The organism is Bradyrhizobium macuxiense, from assembly GCF_001542415.1.
Lineage (GTDB): Bacteria > Pseudomonadota > Alphaproteobacteria > Rhizobiales > Xanthobacteraceae > Bradyrhizobium > Bradyrhizobium macuxiense.
On sequence record NZ_LNCU01000080.1, the window covers coordinates 70,952 to 93,562 of the forward strand.

General features: G+C 65.4%; 21 protein-coding genes and 1 pseudogene. 13 read left to right on the top strand and 9 right to left on the bottom strand.

Features of this window, described 5'->3' with window-relative positions; translation table 11 throughout:
- Positions 1–150 precede the first annotated feature (150 nt).
- From AS156_RS23050 to AS156_RS23075, 6 genes and pseudogenes are all read left to right on the top strand, one after another.
- Complete coding sequence (locus AS156_RS23050) at positions 151–1,665, top strand: amidase (RefSeq protein ID WP_066508993.1); 1,515 nt, start codon at positions 151–153, stop codon at positions 1,663–1,665.
- Between the two features lie 42 nt (positions 1,666–1,707).
- Positions 1,708–2,565: a branched-chain amino acid ABC transporter permease gene (locus AS156_RS23055; protein ID WP_066508998.1), complete on the top strand. Its 858-nt coding sequence runs from the start codon at positions 1,708–1,710 to the stop codon at positions 2,563–2,565.
- 4 nt (positions 2,566–2,569) lie between these two features.
- Positions 2,570–3,790, top strand: coding sequence for a substrate-binding protein (locus AS156_RS23060; RefSeq protein WP_066509000.1), 1,221 nt, complete (start codon positions 2,570–2,572; stop codon positions 3,788–3,790).
- A 115-nt stretch (positions 3,791–3,905) separates the two neighbouring features.
- Positions 3,906–4,891 (top strand): annotated as a pseudogene (locus tag AS156_RS23065) (branched-chain amino acid ABC transporter permease); the annotation flags it as partial.
- Positions 4,878–5,612 carry an ABC transporter ATP-binding protein gene (locus AS156_RS23070; protein WP_066509004.1) on the top strand — a complete coding sequence of 245 codons (735 nt, stop codon included), beginning with the start codon at positions 4,878–4,880 and terminating at the stop codon, positions 5,610–5,612. The pseudogene AS156_RS23065 and the gene AS156_RS23070, both read left to right, overlap by 14 nt.
- Positions 5,605–6,306, top strand: coding sequence for a branched-chain amino acid ABC transporter ATP-binding protein (locus tag AS156_RS23075; protein ID WP_066509006.1), 702 nt, complete (start codon positions 5,605–5,607; stop codon positions 6,304–6,306). Before AS156_RS23070 ends, AS156_RS23075 begins: the two co-directional genes overlap by 8 nt.
- On the opposite strand, the gene AS156_RS23080 is transcribed toward AS156_RS23075, so the two are convergent.
- The 5 genes from AS156_RS23080 to AS156_RS23100 all read right to left on the bottom strand — a co-directional run bounded on the left by AS156_RS23080 (position 6,303) and on the right by AS156_RS23100 (position 10,932).
- On the bottom strand, positions 6,303–6,698 hold the full coding sequence (locus tag AS156_RS23080; protein ID WP_066509007.1) for a nuclear transport factor 2 family protein: 396 nt from the start codon (positions 6,696–6,698) through the stop codon (positions 6,303–6,305). The two genes, AS156_RS23075 and AS156_RS23080, sit on opposite strands and share 4 nt — an antisense overlap.
- 265 nt (positions 6,699–6,963) lie before the next feature.
- Positions 6,964–8,433 carry a L,D-transpeptidase family protein gene (locus AS156_RS23085; RefSeq protein ID WP_066509082.1) on the bottom strand — a complete coding sequence of 490 codons (1,470 nt, stop codon included), beginning with the start codon at positions 8,431–8,433 and terminating at the stop codon, positions 6,964–6,966.
- A 228-nt stretch (positions 8,434–8,661) separates the two neighbouring features.
- A complete protein-coding gene (locus AS156_RS23090) occupies positions 8,662–9,624 on the bottom strand; it encodes an acetyl-CoA carboxylase carboxyltransferase subunit alpha (protein ID WP_066509008.1) in 963 nt (320 codons plus the stop codon).
- Positions 9,625–9,790: 166 nt separating this feature from the next.
- Positions 9,791–10,768: a site-specific tyrosine recombinase XerD gene (gene xerD, locus AS156_RS23095; RefSeq protein WP_066509009.1), complete on the bottom strand. Its 978-nt coding sequence runs from the start codon at positions 10,766–10,768 to the stop codon at positions 9,791–9,793.
- Positions 10,769–10,785: 17 nt separating this feature from the next.
- Positions 10,786–10,932 carry a histidine kinase gene (locus AS156_RS23100; RefSeq protein ID WP_066509010.1) on the bottom strand — a complete coding sequence of 49 codons (147 nt, stop codon included), beginning with the start codon at positions 10,930–10,932 and terminating at the stop codon, positions 10,786–10,788.
- A gap of 144 nt (positions 10,933–11,076) precedes the next feature.
- On the opposite strand from AS156_RS23100, the gene AS156_RS23105 reads away from it, so the two are divergent.
- From AS156_RS23105 to AS156_RS23115, 3 genes are all read left to right on the top strand, one after another.
- Entirely contained in the window at positions 11,077–11,709 is a 633-nt protein-coding gene (locus tag AS156_RS23105; protein ID WP_066509012.1) for a shikimate kinase, read from the top strand.
- A complete protein-coding gene (aroB, locus tag AS156_RS23110; RefSeq protein ID WP_066509014.1) occupies positions 11,706–12,851 on the top strand; it encodes a 3-dehydroquinate synthase in 1,146 nt (381 codons plus the stop codon). Before AS156_RS23105 ends, aroB begins: the two co-directional genes overlap by 4 nt.
- Before the next feature lie 91 nt (positions 12,852–12,942).
- Positions 12,943–14,253, top strand: a complete 1,311-nt coding sequence (locus tag AS156_RS23115; protein WP_066509015.1) for an HlyC/CorC family transporter — start codon at positions 12,943–12,945, stop codon at positions 14,251–14,253.
- Positions 14,254–14,438: 185 nt separating this feature from the next.
- Here AS156_RS23115 and AS156_RS23120 read toward each other — a convergent pair whose 3' ends face one another.
- Both AS156_RS23120 and AS156_RS23125 read right to left on the bottom strand, forming a co-directional pair.
- On the bottom strand, positions 14,439–14,888 hold the full coding sequence (locus AS156_RS23120; protein ID WP_066509016.1) for a hypothetical protein: 450 nt from the start codon (positions 14,886–14,888) through the stop codon (positions 14,439–14,441).
- 130 nt (positions 14,889–15,018) lie between these two features.
- Entirely contained in the window at positions 15,019–15,294 is a 276-nt protein-coding gene (locus AS156_RS23125) for a BolA family protein (protein ID WP_066509021.1), read from the bottom strand.
- 108 nt (positions 15,295–15,402) lie between these two features.
- On the opposite strand from AS156_RS23125, the gene AS156_RS23130 reads away from it, so the two are divergent.
- Entirely contained in the window at positions 15,403–16,044 is a 642-nt protein-coding gene (locus AS156_RS23130) for a J domain-containing protein (protein ID WP_066509023.1), read from the top strand.
- A gap of 168 nt (positions 16,045–16,212) precedes the next feature.
- Here the strand turns inward: AS156_RS23130 and AS156_RS23135 are convergent, their stop codons facing one another.
- Positions 16,213–17,316 (bottom strand): citrate synthase/methylcitrate synthase, encoded by a 1,104-nt coding sequence (locus AS156_RS23135; protein ID WP_066509025.1) that lies wholly within the window; start codon positions 17,314–17,316, stop codon positions 16,213–16,215.
- Between the two features lie 76 nt (positions 17,317–17,392).
- Between AS156_RS23135 and AS156_RS23140 the strand changes: the two genes are divergently transcribed.
- Complete coding sequence (locus AS156_RS23140; RefSeq protein ID WP_066509027.1) at positions 17,393–18,616, top strand: citrate synthase family protein; 1,224 nt, start codon at positions 17,393–17,395, stop codon at positions 18,614–18,616.
- Between the two features lie 2 nt (positions 18,617–18,618).
- Here the strand turns inward: AS156_RS23140 and AS156_RS23145 are convergent, their stop codons facing one another.
- On the bottom strand, positions 18,619–19,281 hold the full coding sequence (locus AS156_RS23145) for a DedA family protein (protein WP_066509030.1): 663 nt from the start codon (positions 19,279–19,281) through the stop codon (positions 18,619–18,621).
- A 291-nt stretch (positions 19,282–19,572) separates the two neighbouring features.
- Here AS156_RS23145 and cobS point away from each other — a divergent pair, with 291 nt between their 5' ends.
- Together cobS and cobT are read left to right on the top strand one after the other, a co-directional pair.
- Entirely contained in the window at positions 19,573–20,571 is a 999-nt protein-coding gene (cobS, locus tag AS156_RS23150; RefSeq protein ID WP_066509036.1) for a cobaltochelatase subunit CobS, read from the top strand.
- Between the two features lie 140 nt (positions 20,572–20,711).
- Positions 20,712–22,610: a cobaltochelatase subunit CobT gene (gene cobT / locus AS156_RS23155; protein WP_066509038.1), complete on the top strand. Its 1,899-nt coding sequence runs from the start codon at positions 20,712–20,714 to the stop codon at positions 22,608–22,610.
- Position 22,611 lies beyond the last annotated feature (1 nt).

Here is a 22,611-nt window from a genome sequence, read left to right on the forward strand (position 1 = left end):
TGCGCCGACTTTTGAAATAATACTTGAAAAGGAAAATATTTCCGTTTTGAATATGGCGGCGGGGTGGATGGTTCGCGCACATCGAGCGCGCCCCACGCCTCGCGCCCAAGTGAATGCCCAAAGGGAATCAAGAAGCTTCAGGAGAGCGCCGTGACAGTTGTCCTTCCCACACCAACGCAACTTCGTGCCGTCGCCGAGCAGTGCGGCCTCTCACTCACCGATGAGGACGTGACCTCGTTCCGTGGCCTGATGCAGGGCTCGATCGACGCCTACAATCTCGTCGCCGCAATGCCGGACGAAGTGCCCGAGGTGAAATATCCGCGCACGCCGGGCTACCGGCCGGCGCCGGAGGAAAACAAGCACAACGCCTGGTATCGCAAGTCCACGGTGAAGGGCGCGTCCTCCGGCAAGCTCAAGGGCAAGACGATCGCGCTGAAGGACAACATCATGCTGGCCGGCGTGCCCATGACCAACGGCTCGTCGACGCTCGAAGGCTACGTGCCTGATTTCGACGCCACCATCGTGACCCGCATGCTCGATGCCGGCGCGGAGATTGCCGGCAAGACCCACTGCGAACATTTCTGCCTGTCCGGCGGCAGCCACACCAACTCCTACGGAGCGGTGCACAATCCGCACAAGATGGGCTATTCGGCCGGCGGCTCGTCGTCGGGCTCCGGCGTCGTCGTCGCGCTCGGCGAGGTCGACATGGCGATCGGCGGCGACCAGGGCGGCTCCATCCGCATGCCGTCCTCGTTCTGCGGCACCTACGGCATGAAGCCGACCTGGGGACTGGTGCCCTACACGGGCATCATGCCGATCGAGATCTATGTCGACCACACCGGCCCGATGACGGCGACGGTGGAAGACAATGCGCTGCTGCTCGAGGTCATCGCCGGCGACGACGGCTACGATCCGCGCATCAAGGCGCCGAAGGTCGAGCAGTACACCAAAGCGCTCGGGGCCGGGGTCAAGGGCATGAAGATCGGCATCCTCAAGGAAGGCTTTGAGCAGCCGACCGCAGAGGCCGCAGTGAATGAAAGCGTGCGCGAGGCGGCCAAGCGCTTCAAGGATCTCGGCGCCTCGGTCGAGAGCGTGTCGATCCCGATGCACATGCTGGGCGGCGCGATCTGGACGCCGATTGGCACCGAAGGCCTGACCCAGACCATGATGTTCGGCGACGGCTATGGCCTCAGCCGGGGAGACCTCTATTCGACCTCGCTGATGGATTTCCATCGCGGCTGGCGCCGGCAGGCGGATTCGCTGTCGGAGACAACGAAGCTGTTCATGATGCTCGGCACGTACATCAACAACAGCTTCGGTCCGCGCTTCTACGGCAAGGCGCTCAACATCTCGCGCCGGCTGAGCGCGGCCTATGACAAGGCCTTCAAGGATTACGACCTGCTGCTGCTGCCGACGACGCCGATGAAGGCGCCGCCGCTGCCGGCGCCCAATGCCAGCCGCGAGGAGTACGTCGCCCGCGCGCTCGAGATGATCTCCAACACCGCGCCGTTCGACATCACGCATCACCCTGCGATGTCGCTGCCCTGCGGCATGGTCGACGGGCTGCCCGTCGGGCTGATGCTGGTCGGCCGCATGTTCGAGGAACAGACCATCTATCGCGCCGCCCATGCCTTCGAGCAGGCCGGCGACTGGAAGAAGATGTGAGGCGCCGCTTGTCGCTGTCACCCGCCGGATGGATCGGACACCATGGCTAGCAGCTTTGCCGCGGCGTTCGAGATCGTGAGCTTCGGCGCGATCATCGTGCTGGTCGTGCTGGGGCTCGGCATCATCGCCAGCATGATGGGCATCTTCAACTTCGCGCAGGGCGAATTCGTCCTGCTCGGAGCCTATGTCACCTATCTGGCGTCGGCCCACGGCGCGCCGGTCTGGGCCGGCATGGTCGCCGCGCCCTTCGTGGTCGGCGCGCTCGGCTTCGCGCTGGAGGCGCTGATCATCAGGCGCTTCTACGCCGCGCCGATCGTGGCGATGCTCGGCACCTATGCGCTCGGGCTTATCATCCGCGAAAGCGTGCGCAGTCTGATCGGCGGCTTCTATCTCACGGTGCCGGAGCCGATCGGTGGCTCGATCGACATCGGCTCGGTGCACATCTCGACCTGGCGCTTCACCATCATCGTGGTCACGCTTGTGGTGATGGCCGCCTGCTATCTGCTGCTGTCGCGCACGTCGTTCGGCTTGCGCGTGCGCGCCACGCTGGAGAACCCGGCGCTGGCGCGGGCGTCCGGAATCTCCACGCCCTTGATCTACGGCGCTACGTTTGCGTTCGGCGCGGCGCTGGCGGGGCTCGCCGGCGCGCTGATCGTGCCGGTGTTCAGCCTGTTCGCCGACCTCGGCATCCGCTTCCTGATCCAGGGCTTCGTCGCCGTCATGGTCGGCGGGGTCGGCTCCTTCATCGGGCCGGTCGCGGGCGCTGCCGTCATCGGCACGCTCAGTGCGGCGCTGCCGTGGATCATGTCGCCCGTGGTCGCCGACGTGCTCGTCTTCGTGCTCGCCATTGCCTTCATCAAGTTCAGGCCGCAGGGCCTCATTTCGGGAAAAGGGGTCTAGTCAGATGTCCATGGATCGCATCCATCTCACGCGCCGCCGCTTCATGAGCAATTTCGCCTTCGCCACCGGCGCCATCGCGACCGGCGTCGGCAGCTGGGTCGTCAGGCCCGACTGGGCCAATGCCGCCGAGGCCCCCATCAAGGTCGGCATCGCGACCGATCTCACCGGGCCGATCGCCTATGCCGGCAACGCCGATGCCAATGTCGCCAAGATGGTGATCAAGGAGATCAACGCCGCCGGCGGCCTGCTCGGCCGGCCGCTGGAGCTCTATATCGAGGACACCGCGTCGAACGAATCGATCGCGGTCGGCAACGTCCGCAAGCTGATCCAGCGCGACAAGGTCGACATGGTGCTGGGCGGCATCACCTCGTCGATGCGCAATGCGATCAAGGACCCGATCGTGGCGCGCGGCAAGACGCTCTACATCTATCCGCAGCTCTATGAGGGCAAGGAGTGTACGCCCTATCTTTTCTGCACCGGGCCGACGCCGGCGCAGCAGTGCGACGAGTTCATCCCCTGGCTGGTCAAGAACGGCGGCAAGAAGTTCGCGCTGCCGAGCGCCAATTACGTCTGGCCGCACACGCTGAACGTCTATGCCCGCAAGGTGATCGAGGCCAATGGCGGCGAGGTGGTGTTCGAGGAATACTACCCGCTCGACCAGGTCGACTTCTCCGCCACCGTCAACCGCATCGTCTCCAACAAGGTCGACGTCGTCTTCAACACCGTGATCCCGCCCGGTGTCGGCCCGTTCTTCAAGCAGCTCTATGAAGCGGGTTTCCTGAAGAACGGCGGGCGGCTCGCCTGCGTCTACTATGACGAGAACACGCTCAACATCAATCAGGCCAACGAGATCGAGGGGCTGGCGAGCTGCCTCGACTATTTCAAGGTGCTGACCAAGGACGATCCGGTCAGCGCCAGGATCCAGGCGGCCTATGAGAAGGACTATCCGGGCAACTTCCTGTTCGCCGCTGGCAGCGCCGCGACCGGAACCTATCGCGGCCTCAAGCTTTGGGAAGCCGCGGTCAAGGAAGCGGGCAAGGTCGACCGCGGGTCGGTCGCAGCCGCGCTCGATCACGCCAAGATCGCGGAAGGGCCGGGCGGGCCGGCCGAGATGGTGCCGGGCAAGCGCCATTGCAAGATGAAGATGTATACTGCCGTCGCCAAGAACGGGACCTATGAGGTCGTGGCGCACAGCGACGGCCTCGTCGACCCCAAGGAATGCTGAGCGGCCGATGGGAGCAGCAGAGCAAGCCGTCGCCCGCGTCAGCGAGGGACCGGATGTCGTGACGGGTGAGGGTGCACCGGCCGCAGGCGCGCCGGCGGGACGTGGCGCGGCGGGNGGCAGGTCCTGCCGATCGTGGAAGGGCTGGTGCTGCTGATCGCACTGCTCCTGCCGCTGGTCCTGCAGGATTACCTAACGGTATTCGCCACCCGCGTGATCATCCTCGCGCTGTTCGCGCTGTCGTTCGATCTGGTGTGGGGCTATGCCGGCATCATGAGCTTCGGCCAGGCGCTGTTCTTCGGCGCGGCCGGCTATGGCGTGGCGCTGATGGCGCGCGACCTCGACATCACCTCGATTTTCCTGATTCTGCCGGCAGGCACGCTGATCGGGCTCATCGCGGCACTGCTGCTCGGCGGCTTCCTGCTGCTCGGGCGCTATCCGTCGAGCGTGATCTTCGTCTCGCTGGGCACGCTGACCGGCTCCTATGCGGCGGACCGGCTGGCGCGGGGCTGGTACTATCTCGGCGGCCAGAACGGCATCCCGTCGATCCCGTCGCTGTCGCTCGGCTCGACCGACATCTCGGAAGGCCCGGTCTATTACTATCTGGCGCTCGGCATCCTCGCCGTCGTCTATCTGTTGTGCCGCTTCCTGGTGCGTTCGCAATTCGGCCTGGCGCTCGCGGGCCTACGCGAGAACGAGCAACGCATCGCCTTCTTCGGCTACAAGGCGCAGCATCTGAAGGCAATCGTGTTCGCGATCGGCGGCGCCATCGCAGGGCTCGCCGGCAGCCTTTATGCCTTCCACGAAGGGTTCGTCTGGCCCAACATCCTGGGCGTCGTGTTCTCAACTCAGGTCGTGCTCTACGTGCTGTTCGGCGGCTCCGGCACGCTGATCGGCGCCATCATCGGCACCGTGATCATCGAGGGCGTCAGCTTCTGGCTGTCGGACAATTACCGCGATGTCTGGCCGATCATCCTCGGCGTGCTGCTGCTGCTCGTGATCATGTTCCGCCCGCTCGGGCTGATCTCCTTCGTGCTCGGCGAGCGCGAGCGAGTCGGCCGTTTCGGGAAAGCGCCGAAGGAGACGCGCAATGCCGCTCCTTGAGGCCTCCGGCATCAGCAAGGTGTTCGGCAAGCTCACCGCGCTCGACGGCGCCGCCCTCACCGTCGGCGAGAACGAGTTTCACGGCCTGATCGGCCCGAACGGCTCGGGCAAGAGCACGCTGATGAAATGCGTCGCCGGCGCCGAGGTGCCGACGTCAGGCAAGGTCAGCTTCATCAATGCCGACATCACGGCGTTCACGCCGACCGAGCGTGCCCGTGCCGGCATGAGCCTGAAGTTCCAGATCACATCGGTGCTGCCGACGCTGACACTGTACGACAACATCCTGCTGGCGCTGCAGGCGCACTCGTCACTGGTCGAGCTGGTGTTCTCGCGGACTCGCCGCAGGCTGCACGACCAGGTGATGTCGATGCTGCAGCAGTTCCGGCTCGCCGGGCGCGCCTTTGATGCCGCCGCGACCCTGTCGCACGGCCAGCAGCAATGGCTCGAGATCGCGATGGCGCTTGCTGGCAAGCCGCGGCTGCTGCTGTTGGACGAGCCGACCGGCGGCATGAGCCTCGAGGAGCGCCGCGTCACCGGCGAACTGTTGCAGCCGATCAAGCAGCATTGCTCGCTCGTCATCGTCGAACACGATCTGGATTTCATCCGCGACATCTGCGACCGTCTCACCGTGCTGGACCAGGGCAAGGTGCTGGCATCGGGGACGGTTGCGGAGATCCAGAGCAACAAAAGCGTCCAGGAGATCTATCTGCGCCGTGCCTGACCCATCATTCCTCGATATCAGGCATCTCGATGCCGGCTATGGCCGCAGCCAGGTGCTGTTCGACGTCAACATCGACATTCCCTGGCGCGGTGGCGTCGCCGTGCTGGGCCGCAACGGCGCGGGCAAGACCACGCTGATGAAGACCATCGTCGGCGAGCTGTCGAGCTCGAAGGGCGAACTGTTCTTCGACGGCCGCGACATCACCCGCCGCCGCACCGAGGAGCGCGTGCGCTCGGGCATCGGCTACGTGCCGCAGGAGCATTCGGTGTTCGCGCGGCTGTCGGTGCGCGACAACCTCGCGGTCGGCTCGCTGTTCAATCGCGACTCGAGCGCGGTCGATCGCGTGCTCGCGATCTTCCCGAAGCTCGGTCAGCGTCTCGACCAGCCGGCCGGCACGCTGTCCGGCGGCGAGCGCAAGATGCTTGCGATCGGCCGCGCCATGCTCGGCAATCCGAAGCTGCTGTTGCTGGACGAACCCACCGAAGGCGTCTGGATCGGCGTGATCGAGGAGATCACCGACCGGCTGATCGAGCTCGCCAGGGAAATCTCCGTCGTGATCGTCGAGCAGCATCTCGACCTCGCCCTGCGCGTCGCCGACTACGCCTATGTCCTCGACCGCGGCCGCGTCGCGCTGCAGGGCGAGGCCGGCAAGGTACGAAGCGATCCGGAACTGCTGCGGTATCTCGCGCCTTAGGGCGCCGAGGCGTCACCCATGCGCTCGACAAGATGGGCACGCGAGGGGCCGGGGGCAAACCTTTCGGCGAAATACTGCGTTTCGTGCGAGACCCGTCCGTCACGGAATTCCATGATGCTCACCGTGTAGGACGGCACGCCGTCATAGGTCAGCACGAACTCGGTGACCCAGAGACCGCCGCTGCCGATCATCCGCCGGACCGCAAAGCGCTTCGTGTTCGGCTGCACGGTTCGGCTCTCCTGAATGTTGCGCCGGCCGCGGATCCGCTCGCCGGATTGCGGATAATCGAGCACCGCATCGTCGTGATAGATCTCATGCTCGGCCTCGAAATCGCTGGCATCAGAAGCGTCCCAGTGGCGCTGCAACGCCGCCCGCACGGCTTGATCGTCCATTGCAATCTCCCGGCTGTGCCCCCCGGGCAGTGTAGCACGATCGCCTGCGCGGGATGGATCATTACGGTCGGAACGTGAGAGGTGTCCTGATCTGTCCGGACTAAACACTCGACAGGGCGATCCAGTACGCCGCGGCCTCTCGATTCAGCCGCTGCCGTTTCTGGAATACTGGGTCACCCCGCCGGAGCCTGTCATCGGGCGCGCATGCGCGCGACCCGGTGGTTCGCAATACGGTGGAGGGAATTGAGGAGCGTACGCCCCGCGCTTACTTCATCGCCGAGAAGCGGTTGTCGAACGAGTTCGACTGCATCACGGGCGCGGAGCCGGCGAGCTGGGTGCCGGCTGATACCGGCGCCGGGGCGGGCGCGGCGGCGGTATCGGTGACCGAGGGCTTCAGCGCCGGCCTGGCGGCCTGCCTGGTCTCGCGCTTCACCTCATGCTTGGGCGCCACGCGAACCACGGATTGCGGCTTCGTCTCGGCGACCTTCGGCTTCGCGGGGACGGGCGTCGGCGCGGGCGGCCGCGCTGCGGTCGCTTGCGATGCGTCGGCTGTGCCGCCGACGCCGACCTTGCGGGCGAAGCTCGCGAAGACACCTTCGGATTCGCCGGCCGTCGCGACGCGGGTCGATGCGGTGGCCGATGTCGTGGCGACCACGGGCTCGTCCTGCTGAGGCGCGAGATTGGGCTTCGGCGGGTTGACCGTTCCGGGGATCGTGCCCGGCGCACGCGACAGCACCAGCGATTGCAGGCTCTGGCTGTCGCCGCCGTCGGAGAGGCCGGTGCTGCCTTCCGGAATCTTCGAGGCGAAGATCTTGTTCATGCCGCCGTCGATGCCGGTGTTGAGCCGCGCCACCGGCGTGCCCTTGGAGGCCAGCTTGGCCATCTCGGCGTCGTCGCGCTGCTCCTTCTCGCGCACGGCGCTCGCGATCTCGTCGGGGATCACATAGGCCGGGCACTTGGCGGAGGCATCGAACACCGGATCGCGCGTCGCGTTCGGCGGCCGTGTCGCGTCGAAGACGTATTTCTTCTCGCAGAAGTCGACCTTCGGCTCGCGCTTCGTCACCTCGAAATGATCATTGCCGACCTTGATCATCTTCCAGAACGGCATGTTCGGGTTGTTGCGGTGCTTGGCCATGTTGGCCGCCGTCATGCGGAACGGATAGGCTTGGAACTGGAAAGCCTTCTGGCCGCCGAAGAAGGACTCGCGGCCGAGCGCATAGATCTCGGCGATCTGTTCGTCCGTCATCGCGTAGCAGCCGCGCGACGAGCAGTCGCCATGCACCATTAGCTCGGAGCCGGTGCGGCCAAGCGAGCGGTCGAACGCGTTGGGATAGCCGGTGTTGAACGAGAGGTAATAGGCCGACTGCGGATTCATCTGGCTCGGGTTGATCGAATAGAATCCTTCCGGCGCCTGGCGGTCGCCTTCGCGGATCTTCGGGCCGAGGTCGCCCGACCAGCGGCAGATCGGATAGGTCTTGAGCAGCGCGAAGTCGCCCGAGCGCGTCTGCTTCCAGACCTCGAGCTCGGCTTCCTCCTTGAACAGGCGGATCAGGATCGGCGACTGCAGGTCCATGTCCTTCTCGGACATGGCGGCGACGAGCTTCGGCGGGACCGGCTGGTTGGCCTTGGCGTTGTTGGCGAGCGAGATCTGGTCGCTGTTGCAGCCGGCAAGCAACACGCTTATCGCGAGGGCTGCGGGTGCCAGAAGCGCGCGAACGAGCGTGCGATGAATCAAGTCGAAGCTCCACACCCACCGGGCGATTTTCGCGACCCCAACACGGCGAATATGCCCTGAAGCCATTGTGTAAAATATTAGCCTTCGGTCCCTCTGCTCGCAACATGAACGGGGACCACCAAGCCTAACGGTAACAGGCATGGTTCAAGGAATGTTAAACACCCCGGTCCGGGCTCAATTGCGGCCAAAATGGGCGATTCGGGGAAAAATCCGCGGGTTTGGGGCGGGCTAGCCGAGCCTGCGACCGATATCGAGGAATTTCTGCCGGCGCTGCTTGCGCACGGCGTCCGGATCAAGATTTCGTAGGTCGTTGAAGGCCTGGGCGATCGCATCGCCCGTGGTCGCGATCATCGCCGCCGGATCGCGGTGCGCGCCGCCGGCGGGCTCCTTGAGGATCTGGTCGATCACGCCGAAGCGCAGCATGTCCTGCGCGGTGATCTTCATGCTGTTGGCGGCTTCCTGCGCCTTGGTGCCGTCGCGCCACAGGATCGACGATGCGGCCTCGGGCGAGATCACGCTGTAGATCGCGTGCTCCATCATCAGCACGCGGTTCGCGGTGGTGATCGCAATCGCGCCGCCCGACATGCCTTCGCCGGTGACGATCGCGACATTGGGCACGCCGAGCGCGAGGCACGCATCGGTCGAGCGCGCGATCGCCTCGGCCTGTCCGCGCTCCTCGGCGCCGATGCCGGGATAGGCGCCGGCGGAATCGACGATCGAGAGCACGGGGATACCGAAGCGGTCGGCCATCTCCATCAGCCGCGTCGCCTTGCGATAGCCTTCGGGGCGCGCCATGCCGAAATTGTGCTTGATGCGGCTCTCGGTGGTGGCGCCCTTCTCCTGGCCGACCACGCAGATGCTTTCGCCGCGGAAGCGGCCGAAGCCGCCGATCAGGGCCTCGTCGTCGGCGAACTTGCGGTCGCCGGCCAGCGGCGTGAATTCGGTGATCAGCGCGCCGACGAAATCGGTGAAATGCGGGCGCTGCGGATGCCGCGCCACCAGCGTCTTCTGCCATGGCGTCAAATTGGCATAGAGGTCGGTCAGCGCCTGCGCCGCCTTGTCCTCGATGCGCGCGACCTCGTCGCCGATGTCGCTGCCGCTCGCGGCAAGCGCGCGCAACTCGTCGATCTTGGATTCAAGCTCGGCGACGGGTTTTTCGAAGTCGAGGTAGCTGCGCATCGGGTCGGGCATCAACTCAATATAAGGAGGAACTGTGCGAGGGGCGAAGCGTTTCGGCGCGGGATAGAGAAGTTTTGTAACTTCAAATGGTTAACGTGCATTCCGGTTGAGCGGACACCCAGGTCGCGGGCAGGTGACGCTCTTTCCCCGCAGATGCCGCCGAAGTCAAGGCGGATGACTAGGACTTGTCCGCCAGCGGATGCAGGTCGCGGACCATGCTCTTCAGCCGCTCCTCGACCACATGGGTGTAGATCTGGGTGGTCGAGATGTCGGTATGGCCGAGCAGGGTCTGCACGATGCGCAGATCCGCGCCGTTATGCAGCAGGTGGCTCGCGAAGGCGTGGCGCAGCACGTGCGGGGAGACCAGCCGCGGCGCAAGGCCGGAGGCGGCGGCGAGCTCCTTGAGGTCGCGGGCGAAATGCTGCCGCGTCAGATGGCCGCTCTCGCCGAAGGAGGGAAACAGCCATTTCGACGGCGCGGCCTTCTTCTTCTCCGGCTGCATCAGCTGCATCGCCGCGAGATAATCCGCCATCGCCTGGCGCGAGGCCTCGTTGAGCGGCACCAGCCGTTCCTTGTTGCCCTTGCCGCGCACCACGATCATCCGCGCATCGCGCCGCGCGGCCGAGACTGGCAGCGACACCAGTTCGGAGACGCGCAGGCCCGTGGCGTAGAGCACTTCGAGCAGGCAATGCAGACGCAGCGCCCGCACCCGCTGCGCCGGCGAGGCATCGGTCTGCGTCAGCTCCTTGGCGCGCGTCAGCATGCGGTCGACATCTGCGATCGACAGCACCTTGGGCAGGCCACGGCCGCGCTTCGGACCTGATAGAATCGCGGCGGGATCGTCGCCGCGGATCCGCTCGTTGAGCAGGAAGCGGTAGAGATGCCGCAGCGCCGACAGCCGCCGCGCCACGCTCGACGATTTGAAGCCTCTCGCATCGAGGTCGGCGAGATAGGCGCGAAGCGCCTCGGTGTCGGCGCCGGCAAAACTATTGCCGGAGTGGGCGAGGAACTCGGAGAAGTCGGTGAGATCGCGCCGGTAGGCGTCGAGCGTATTGTCGCCGGCGCCCTGTTCCGCGGCGAGCATGTCGAGGAACAGCGCGGTCAGGTTGGCATCGGAGGACTTGGCGGATGGTCTGGCAGAGGTTTTGGAACGCATGCCAGGAATCGTAGCGCCTATTTCTTGAGGAACTTATCCGGCGGGATGGTCACCGTCATTTCTCTCGGCTTCGGATGCACGAAATTCGCCAGCGCGAAGATGATGCCGTAGCCGATCCCGAAAATCACGGCGACGACCGTCAGGAAGCGGAACAGGCTGGGCATGGAGGCGACTCGGAGGGCGAATTAACCAATGAAATCATCCAACATGTTCCCCGCGCGGTTGCAAGAGTCGCTGGTAACCGTAACGCCGGGGGTAGTATAGGTGGCTCGAATTCCGGGAAATCCACAGATCAACCGAGCTTTTTGATGTCCGAAACCGCCGCACCGGCACAAGCCCACCCGACCCTGGAGGCCGATATCGTGGCCGCCCTGGGCTCACGGTCGGTCGTGCTGGTCGGGATGATGGGGGCGGGCAAATCGACCATCGGCCGGAGGGTGGCGGCACGGCTGAGGCTGCCGTTCACCGATGCCGACACCGAGATCGAGGCCGCGGCCGTCATGTCGATCCCGGAAATTTTCGAGACCCACGGGGAACCCTATTTCCGCGACGGCGAAGCGCGGGTGATTGCCCGTATCCTCGACAGCGGCCCGGTCGTGCTGGCGACCGGCGGCGGCGCCTTCATGCGCGAAGAGACCCGCAACCGGATCCGCGAGCGAGCGATCTCGATCTGGCTCAAGGCCGAACCCGATGTCATCATGCGCCGGGTTCGCCGCCGAGCCGACCGTCCGCTGCTGCAGACCGTCGACCCCGAGGCGACCGTTGCGCGCCTGCTCAGCGAGCGCGAACCGGTCTACCGCAATGCCGACCTGACGATCGCCTCGCGCGACGTGCCGCATGACCGCATCGTCGAGGAATGCCTGGAGGCCCTGCATGCGCATCTGTGCGGCAGCGGTCCGGCCCCAGACCCAACGCAGGATGGATTGAACACCGACTCATGACCGCGCCCCTGAAACATTTCGCTTCCGTTACCGTCGATGTCGCGCTCGGCGACCGCGCCTATGACATCGTGATCGGCCGCGACGAGCTGGCCTCGCTCGGCACCCGGGTCGCGGCGCTGCGGCCCGGCGTGCGCACCGCCATCGTCACTGATCGCACCGTCGCCAAGCATTGGCTGGAGCCGACCGAAGCCTCGCTCGCCGCGGCAGGCGTTCCGACCGCGCGCATCATCGTCGAGGAAGGCGAGGGCTCGAAGAGCTATGCCACCCTGTCGCAAGTCAGCGAGGCGCTGATCGCGGCGAAGATCGAGCGCAACGATCTCGTCATCGCGCTCGGCGGCGGCGTGGTCGGCGATCTCGCCGGCTTCGCGGCAGCGATCCTGCGCCGTGGCGTCGATTTCGTGCAGGTGCCGACCTCGCTGCTGGCGCAGGTCGATTCCTCCGTCGGCGGCAAGACTGGCATCAATTCGCCGCAGGGCAAGAACCTGATCGGCGCCTTCCACCAGCCGGTGCTGGTGATCGCCGACACCTCGGTGCTGGACACGCTGTCGCCGCGACAATTTCGCGCTGGTTACGCCGAGGTCGCGAAATACGGCATCCTCGGCGACGAGGCCTTCTTCGCCTGGTTGGAAAAGAATCACGCCGACGTCTTCTCAGGCAGTGCGGCGCGCGAGCATGCGATCGCGACCTCCTGCCGCGCCAAGGCGGGCGTCGTCTCCCGCGACGAGCGCGAGACCGGCGAGCGCGCGCTGCTCAATCTCGGGCACACCTTCGGCCACGCGCTGGAGGCCGCGACCGGCTTCTCCGATCGCCTGTTCCACGGCGAGGGCGTCTCGGTCGGCATGGTGCTCGCCGCGCAATTTTCCGCGCAGCTAGGCATGATCTCGCCTGACGACGCGACGCGGATCGAGCGTCATCTTTCCGCGGTAGGATTGCCGACGCGCCTGCAGGATATCGCAGGCTTCGCGCAGGAAGGTCTTGCCGATGCCGACGCGTTGCTGGCGCTGATGGCGCAGGACAAGAAGGTCAAGCGCGGCAAGCTGACCTTTATCCTGCTCGAGGCCGTCGGCCGCGCGGTGATCGCCAACAATGTCGAGCCGGCGCCGGTGCGGGATTTCCTGCAGGGAAAGCTGGCCAAGCACTAGAGCATGATGTGAACCGGAGGGCCGCGTCGGCAACGAGCGGATGCGGGTCTTCCGGGGAGCTTGGCTCAAACCACTGTTCGGGTGACGCAAGTTGGACTGGATAGCCTTCTCAATCGTGATTGGCTGCCTGCTGGTGTCGGCCTTCTTCTCGGCGAGCGAGACCGCGCTGACGGGCGCCTCACGCGCCAGCATGTTGCGGCTCTCGAAACAGGGCAACGGCGAGGCCACCGTCGTCTCCAGCCTGATGGCGATGCGCGAGCGGATGATCGGCGCGCTGCTGCTCGGCAACAACATCGCCAATATCGGCGCCTCGGCGCTCGCAACCGGCATCTTCACCGCGTGGTTCGGCGATGTCGGCGTGCTCTATGCCACCGGCGTGATGACGGTGCTGGTGGTGATCTTCGCCGAGGTACTGCCCAAGACCGTCGCCATCAACGCGCCGGACCGGGTCTCGCTCCTGGTGGCACGGCCGATGCGGCTCACGGTGCTCGTGCTCGGCCCGCTCCTGACCGTGATCGAGGCCATCGTCCGCGCCCTGATGAGGCTGCTCGGCATCAGGATCGGTGCCTACCAGGCTATTCTGTCGCCGACCGAGCGTCTGCGCGGCGCGGTCGACCTGCTGCATCACGAGGGCAAGGTCGAGAAGCAGGATCGCGACATGTTCGGGGGGCTGCTGGACCTGCGCGAGCTGCAGGTCTCCGACGTGATGGTTCACCGCACCGAGATGACCACCATCAATGCCGATCTGCCGGCCGAGGAATTGGTGCGCGAAGTGCTGGCGACCGAGTACACCCGCATCCCGCTCTGGCGGGAGAAGCCGGAGAACATCGTCGGCGTGCTGCACGCCAAGGATTTGCTGCGCGCGATCCGCGCCAATGACGGCGACACGTCTGCGATCGATGCGTCGGCGATCGCGCTGCCGCCGTGGTTCGTGCCGGAGATGCGCCCTGTCTCCGAACAGTTGAAGGCGTTCCGCCGCCGCAAGACCCACTTCGCCCTCGTGGTCGACGAGTATGGCGAGGTCGAAGGCATGGTGACGCTGGAGGACATCCTGGAGGAGATTGTCGGCGATATCTCCGACGAGCACGACGTCGTCGTGGCGGGCGTGCGCGCACAGCCGGACGGTTCGGTCGTGGTCGACGGCTCGGTGCCGATCCGCGATCTCAACCGTGCTATGGACTGGCACCTGCCGGACGAGGAGGCGACCACCGTCGCCGGCCTGGTGATCCACGAGGCGCGGTCGATCCCCGAGCGCGGGCAGAGCTTCACGTTCTATGGCTTCCGGTTCCGCGTGCTCCGCCGCGAGCGCAACCGCATCGCCGCGCTGCGCATCGTCCCGATTCCGCGCGAGGGCGCCGAGCTGGACGAGAAGAAGCCTAAGCGGGCGGGGACGTCATTCTAGGGTTGGTGCGGTAAAGGCAAGTCCGTCACCGTCACCCTGAGGAGCCGCGAAGCGGCGTCTCGAAGGGCGACGGCCCGGATGGTGGCCGTGCATCCTTCGAGACGCGCGGAGCCTGTCATCGGGCCGCGCTTCGCGCGGACCCGTTGGCGCCCCTCAGGATGACGGATTGGATTGTCGTATTAGTGCTACTCGATATCGATTGAGATGCCCGAGAGCTTCCAGGCACCATCGGAAGGAATGAAGCCGAGCTGATACTTCACCTGCTTGGGTGTCGTATCGAAATGGCCCTTCAGCTGCAGCACGCCCTTGTCGTCGATCTTGGCATCCTGGTCGAGGATGATCGGCTTGGCGACGATGGCATCGAACACCGCGTGCTTGTCGACCAGATCCTTGAAGATCGTCTTCAGCTTGTCCGGCGGAAACTGGTCGCGGAACGGCTTTGAGATCTTGACGTGGAACACGGTGAAATTGTCGGCGGCCACTGCATCGTTGAGCGACACCAGGGTACTCTTGATCAACACCTCCTGGACGAACGGGCTCGGCATATCGAGCGCAGCGGCCGGACGCGCGGCGCAGACCAGGAGCAGGCCGGCAACGGCTGCGATCGACTGGAAGCGTGCCCAGCGAGGGATCATAAAGACGGCCCCTTCAATCGGCGGTGATGCGAGGCGCAAAAAACCTGCTCGCGCATGGAGCAGGTCCATCGCCGGGAGTATTCATTCTCAATAGATGAAAACCGCTGCGGCGTCCCAAGGCAAGCGCGAACTAGCGGCGGTTTTCCCCGGGGGTGTTGGCATGGATCGCCAGCGCGTGCACGGGGCCTGAAAGTTCCTGCGCCAGCGTCGCATTTATCATGCGATGGCGTTCGATCCGGCTCTTCCCTTCGAAGGCCGGAGACACAATATACACCCTGAAATGTGTCTCGCCGCCTGGCCGATGGCCGGCATGGCCTTCATGCAGATGTGATTCATCGACGACGTCGAGGCTTTCCGGCAAGAAAGCTTCACGCAACTTGTTTATGATAGCGTCTTTCGTGCTCATGGCGGCGGATTACGTTCGCGACGGCTTTTCGTCAATGGTGCAAGCGGGAAACGAGGTCTGCGCAATGTCAAGACTTGAAGAATTGTGCATTGCGTAGTCAAAGACAACATGCCGATCGATTCATCAAAATTCTTCGACTCCATTCGCATCAAGCCGACCAAGGTGAGTGCGAAGCGCCAGGCGCAGGCCGGCGAGCAGGCGATCGCCTGCGAGTGGGCGGGTTGCCAGAACAAGGGTGCGCACCGCGCCCCGAAGGGCCGTGAGAATTCACGCGAGTATTGGCACTTCTGTCTCGATCACGTTCGCGAGTACAACCAGTCCTACAATTTCTTCCAGGGCATGAATCCGGACGACGTCGCGCGCTACCAGAAGGACGCGCTGACCGGCCACCGGCCGACCTGGAAGATGGGCGCCAACAGCGGTGGCAAGAAGGGCGAAGGCGACATGGACGCCGCGTCCGATCCGTTCCATATGTTCTCCGAACTCAACGGCCGTGGCCGCTGGCGGCCGGGACCGGGCGGCGCCGAGCCCAAGCCGGAAGCGCGCAAGGTGATGAACGCCGAGCGCAAGGCGCTACAGGTGATGGGGCTCGCGGCCGGCGCGACGCTGGAAGACGTCAAGTCGAAGTACAAGGCGCTGGTCAAGCAGCACCATCCCGACGCCAATGGCGGCGACCGCTCCACCGAGGATCGCCTGATCGAGATCATCAAGGCGTATAATTATCTGAAAACCGTGGTGCGCGAGGCCTGAGCCTCTTGTCTTCGTCGCCCCCGCGAAAGCGGGGGCCCATAACCACCGGCGGTTATTGTTTGTACGAGATGTTGGCCCGAATGCCCTATTGATGGGCCGCGGCGTATGGGTCCCCGCTTTCGCAGGGACGACGGCGGAGTGGGTGGCTCCGCCGCCGCATTCGACAGCCTATTTGCCAGAACCCTTCGGCGTTGCGCCCACATAGGACGAGCTCGGCCGGATCAGCCGTCCGGTGCGCCGCTGCTCCAGGGCGTGCGCGGTCCAGCCGGCGGCGCGGGCGACCGCGAAGATCGGCGTGAACGCCTGCCGCGGGATTTCAAGCGCGTCGAGCAGGATCGCGGTGAAGAACTCGACATTGGTCTCGAGCGGCCGGTCCGGATTCTTCTTCCGCAAGGCCTGGCGGATATAGGCCTCGACCTCGCCGGCAAACGGCAGGTCGGCGCCGTCGGCGGCGAGCCGCTCGATCGCAGCCTTCAGCACGTCGGCGCGCGGGTCGCGCACGCGGTAGACGCGGTGGCCGAACCCCATCAGCCGTTCGCCGCGCGCGAGCGCATCGTCGACCCACGGCTTGATGCGCTCGCGCGTGCCGATCGCGTCCAGCATCTCCAGCACCGGCTCCGGCGCGCCGCCATGCAGCGGGCCCGTCAGGGCGCAGTAGCCGCCGGTGATCGCCGCGAACAGATCGGCCTGGGTCGAGGCGATCACCCGCGTGGTGAAGGTCGAGGCGTTCATGCCGTGATCGCAGACGGTGACGAAGTAGGCACCCAGCGCCGCGACCTCGCGCGGCTCGGCCTTACGGTCGAGCAGCATGTGCAGGGTGTCGGCGGCGTGGCTGACATTCGCGTTCGGCGCGATCGGATCGCGGCCTTTGGCACGCTGCACCAGCGCGCCCGCGATCACCGGGAAGGCGCCGACGATGGTCGCTTCGTGCTCCAGCCCGCTCTCGCCGCGGAGGCCCGCGATCACGGCGCGGAAGCCGTCGACGATCGACATGCCGCGGGTTGCCGGCAGCAGATCCGGCAGGCGGGCGAAGGCGCGTTCGCGGGCGGCGCCGAGGCTGGCGCGGACATTGGCTTCGCTGAGCGCCTTGCCGGTGGCGCCGTTCCAAAGACGCGCGGTGACGCCCTCGAAGCTCGACTTGCCCGCGAGGTCCGCGACGTGTGAGCCGGCGATGATCAGTTCGCCGCGCTCGCCACCGACATGGCTCAACACGGTCTCGGCGGCGGGAACGCCGTCCAGACCGATCTCGCTCTTGGTGAGATGCATATTCATAGCCCGAACTCCTGTTTCACACTTGGGAAGGTCGGGTCTCTCGATTTATTGATCAATCTTGATTATATTAATCAATATGAAAAAATCCGCTGAGCTTTACCTCTCCGCCCGGGAGGCCGCCGCCGAGCTCGCGATCTCGCCGGCCACCCTCTACGCCTATGTCAGCCGCGGGATGATCCGCTCCGAGCCATCGCCGGACTCGCGCAGCCATCGCTACCGCGCCGAGGACATCAGGGATTTGAAGGAGCGCCGCGCCCCGTCGCCGGAGCCGCGGGGTTTACGCAATTTCGATGCCGATTTGCCGGTGATGGATTCGGCGATCGCGACCATCACCGAGCAGGGGCCGATCTATCGCGGCGTCAATTGCGTCGATCTCGCCGAGCGCGACACGCTGGAGCACACCGCGACGCTGCTGTGGGATGTCACCGGCGTCGATCCTTTCGCGCCAGACAATTGTCCGCATGTCTCGGACGAAATGCGCGCGATCGCGGAGGCCGCGCGCCGTGCTGCGCCGATCGATCGAACTGTTGCCGTGCTGGCGCTCGCGACCAGCGCCGACCCCGGCGCCTTCACACGTGCGCCTGATGGCCGCGCCATGGTCGGTGCCCGGATCTTGCGGCTCTTGGTTGCGACCATGCTGAACGCGGCGCCATCGGCCGCGCCGCTCCACGAGCAGGTTGCGCGGGTGTGGGCACCCGACAACAAGCACGCACCCGATCTGATCCGCCGCGCGCTGGTGCTGCTCGCCGACCACGAGCTGAATGCCTCGACTTTCACTGTGCGCTGTGCGGCGTCGACCGGCCTCAATCTCTACGACGCCATGATCGCGGGCCTGGTGGCGCTGAAGGGCCCGATGCATGGCGGCGCCGGCGTGTTGGCCTCGCGTCTGGTCAGGACGCTGATCGACAATGATGTCGCCCCTGTGATCCGCGAGCGCGTCGCGCTCGGCGAACGCTTCGCCGGCTTTGGTCACGGCGTGTACAAGAAGGGCGATCCGCGCGCGATCTCCCTGCTCGAGGCGCTGACCCGCGCCGGTGCGCCGCGCAAGTTCACCAAGGAGGTGCCGGAGCGGATCGCAGAGGCGACCGGCGAGTTCGTGAACATCGACTATGCGCTGGCTGTGATGGTGCACGCCTTGCGGCTGCCGGCCGGCAGCGAGCTCGCGCTGTTTGCGATGTCCCGCAGCGTGGGCTGGATCGCACATGCCAGCGAACAGTTGCAGCTCGGCAAGTTGATTCGGCCCCGCGCGCGCTATGTCGGCCCGGCACCCGGGCGAGGCGGCGCGACGAACGCTCTCTAGCGCTATTTGGCAGGCCGCGCCGGTTCGATCAGCCCGCCACCGTGCCGGCGTCGGATCGTCCAGGCCGCGAGCGTGATGATCAAGGCACAGCCGGCGACCGCGAACATCCAGAGATGCTTGCCGACGTGCTGATGGTGCGGCAGGCCGGCATAGTCATGCAGCGCGGTGACCGCGAGCACGCCGGGCAGCACATGGGCCGGTGCCCAGAGCAGGATCGCGGGGATGTTGACGGCATAGAAGCGCAGCGGCTGCATATCGAGCGCGCCGGCCGTAATCGGGACGAAGGCGCGGATCGGCGGCACGAAGCGGGCAAAGAACACCGCGAGCACACCCCAGCGGTTGAAGAAGGCTTCGCTTTGCGCGACCACGCGCGGATAATTGTTCAACGGCCAGGATGAGAGGATCTCGCGCTGGCTGCGGTAGCCGATCAGGTAGGCGGTGCCGTCGCCGAGCGCTGCGCCCGCCGCGGCGGCCGCCAGCACCGGCCACAGTTTCAACTCGCCGCCGGGCACCAGTGCGCTGAGCGCCAGGATGATGGTCGAGCCGGGCACCAGCGAGCCGACCACCGGAACGGCCTCCAGCAAGGCGGCCAGAAACAGCGTCAGGTAGGCAAGCCACGCGTTGGCCGAGACGAATGCGATAAAGGGGTCAAGGAAAGAAGTCACAAAAATCCCGTAGCGGCGGTGGCATGGTTGCAGACGTAACAACTCCCTGCCCGGGGGAAAAGTGCCCGGCCGGACAGGCCGCCGTCGTGGTGCGGCGAAAGTACGGCGTGATTCGCAGGGCAGCCTTCCAAAAACCGAACGCCGCCCCTATCTTCATGATACGACAACGGAACTTTGATTGACCCACGGGCTTCTGCCGGCCGTTGCTCTCTGCTAGGCTTGTGCGAAGCACCCAATCCGCAGCCAAACGATTAATCTGGTTTCGGGAATGCCCGGGACCTCGGAGGATGAATGACGACCGCCGTCCAGACCAAGAATCAGGAACCCGTCGGTTTGCCCGACATGAAGGTGTCGGTCCGGCAGGTCTTCGGGATCGATAGCGACCTGGAAGTTCCAGCCTATTCCGAAGTCGATCCGCATGTGCCGGAAGTCGATGCCGACTACCGTTTCGACCGCGCCACGACGCTCGCGATCCTCGCCGGCTTCGCCAAGAACCGCCGCGTGATGGTCACCGGCTATCACGGCACCGGCAAGTCGACCCATATCGAGCAGGTCGCCGCCCGGCTCAACTGGCCCTGCGTCCGCGTCAACCTCGACAGCCACATCAGCCGTATCGATCTCGTCGGCAAGGACGCGATCGTGGTCAAGGAAGGCAAGCAGGTCACCGAATTCCGCGACGGCATCCTGCCCTGGGCACTGCAGCACAACATCGCGCTGGTGTTCGACGAATATGACGCCGGCCGCCCGGACGTGATGTTCGTGATTCAGCGGGTGCTGGAAGTCTCCGGCCGCCTGACGCTGCTCGACCAGAACAAGGTCATCAAGCCGCATCCGGCATTCCGCCTGTTCTCGACCGCCAACACGGTCGGTCTCGGCGATACTTCGGGCCTCTATCACGGCACCCAGCAGATCAACCAGGGCCAGATGGACCGCTGGTCGATCGTCACCCCGCTGAACTACCTCGCCCATGACGAGGAAGTGGAGATCGTGCTGGCGAAGGCGCGCCACTACCGCACGCAGGAAGGCCGCGACATCGTCAACAAGATGGTGCGGCTTGCGGACCTCACCCGCAACGCTTTCGCCAATGGCGATCTGTCGACGGTGATGAGCCCGCGCACGGTGATCACCTGGGCAGAGAACGCCGACATCTTCAGCGATATCGGCTTCGCGTTCCGCGTCACCTTCCTCAACAAGTGTGACGAACTCGAGCGGCCGCTGGTCGCTGAATTCTACCAGCGCTGCTTCAACGTCGAGCTGCCGGAATCCTCTGTCAACGTGGCGCTCAGCTGATCCATGCCGAAATCTTCGCCGAGCGCGCCGACACGAATAGGGGGCGGCATTCGGCGGAGGGCTTGCTGCGGACGGCGGGACGATGACGTTGGAATGAGGGGGTATCGCGGCGTGACGCGCCATTGGGTTACGAAATCGCTATGACAACCTCCAACAGCAAATTCCGCATCGGCTCGAAGGAAGCACCGACCGAGCCGTTCAAGCGCTCGGTCACCGCGTGCCTGCGCGCGATCGCCAAGAAGCCAGAGCTCGAAGTGAGCTTCGCCGCCGAGCGTCCGGGACTCGCGCCCGGCAAGGCGCGGTTGCCCGAGCCGGCGCGCAAGATGACCAAGCGCGATGCCGCGATCGTGCGCGGACATGCCGATTCGATCGCGCTGAAGCTCGCCTGTCATGATCCCAAGGTGCATCGCAAGATGATGCCTGGCAATCCGCAGGCCCGCGGTGTGTTCGAAGCGGTCGAGCAGGCACGCGTCGAGGCGATCGGCTCGCGGCGGATGTCGGGTGTTGCCAAGAATCTCACCGCGATGCTCGACGATCATTTCCATCGCGGCAAGTATGACGAGATCACCGACCGCGCCGATGCGCCCCTGTCCGACGCGCTGGCGATGCTGGTGCGCGAGCGCCTCACGGGCCTGGCCCCGCCCGCGGCCGCCAAGAAGATGGTCGATCTCTGGCGCCCGGTGCTGGAGGACAAGATCGGCTCGCGGCTCGACAGGCTCAGCCGTTTCACCGAGGACCAGGCGAGGTTCGGCGACCTCGTGCATGATCTGTTGTCCGCGCTCGACCTCGGCGACGAGCGCGACATGGACACCGACGACGACGACCAGGACGAGAACCAGGACGGCGAGAACGATCAGTCCGGCGCCGAGGGCTCGCCCGATTCCGATGCCGCGCAGGAGATGAGCGCCGACCAGGCGCAGGCGACGGCGGAAGAGATGAGCGAAAGCGCGATGGAAAGCGCGCAGGCCTCCACCAGCGACACCTTCGACGACGGCGAGCTGGGCGACGACGAGACGCCCGGTGAGGCGACGCGGCCGAACTCACGCGGCCAGAACGAGCCGCGCGGTCCGGAATATCATGCCTTCGCCCCGAAGTTCGACGAGGTGATCGCGGCCGAAGACCTCTGCGATCACGACGAGCTCGAGCGGCTGCGCTCCTATCTCGACAAGCAGCTCGCGCATCTGCAGGGCATTGTGGCGCGGCTCGCCAACCGCCTGCAGCGCCGGCTGATGGCGCAGCAGAACCGCGCCTGGGAGTTCGATCTCGAGGAGGGCATCCTCGATCCCGCCCGGTTGTCGCGCGTGGTCACCGATCCCTATCATCCGCTGTCCTTCATGCATGAGAAGGAGGCGACGTTCCGCGACACCGTGGTGACGCTGCTCCTGGACAATTCCGGCTCGATGCGCGGCCGCCCGATCACGGTCGCCGCCACCTGCGCCGACATCCTGGCGCGCACGCTGGAGCGTTGCGGCGTCAAGGTCGAGATCCTCGGCTTCACCACCCGCGCCTGGAAGGGCGGGCAGTCGCGCGAGGCGTGGCTTGCCGCCGGCAAGCCGGCCAATCCCGGCCGCCTCAACGATCTCCGCCACATCATCTACAAATCGGCGGATGCGCCGTGGCGTCGTGCGCGCAAGAATCTCGGCCTGATGATGCGCGAGGGCCTGCTGAAGGAGAACATCGACGGCGAGGCGCTCGACTGGGCGCACAAGCGCTTGCTCGCACGTCCCGAGCAGCGCCGCATCCTGATGATGATCTCCGACGGCGCGCCGGTCGACGACTCCACGCTGTCGGTCAATCCCGGCAACTATCTCGAGCGGCATCTGCGCCACATCATCGATGAGATCGAGACCCGCTCGCCGGTCGAGCTGATCGCGATCGGCATCGGGCATGACGTCACGCGCTATTATCGGCGCGCCGTCACCATCGTGGACGCCGAAGAACTCGGCGGCGCCATCACTGAGAAGCTTGCCGAGTTGTTCAGCGAGACCCACGGTGCCGCCCCGGCACAGGGCACGACACGTCGCCGTCTCCACTCGTGAG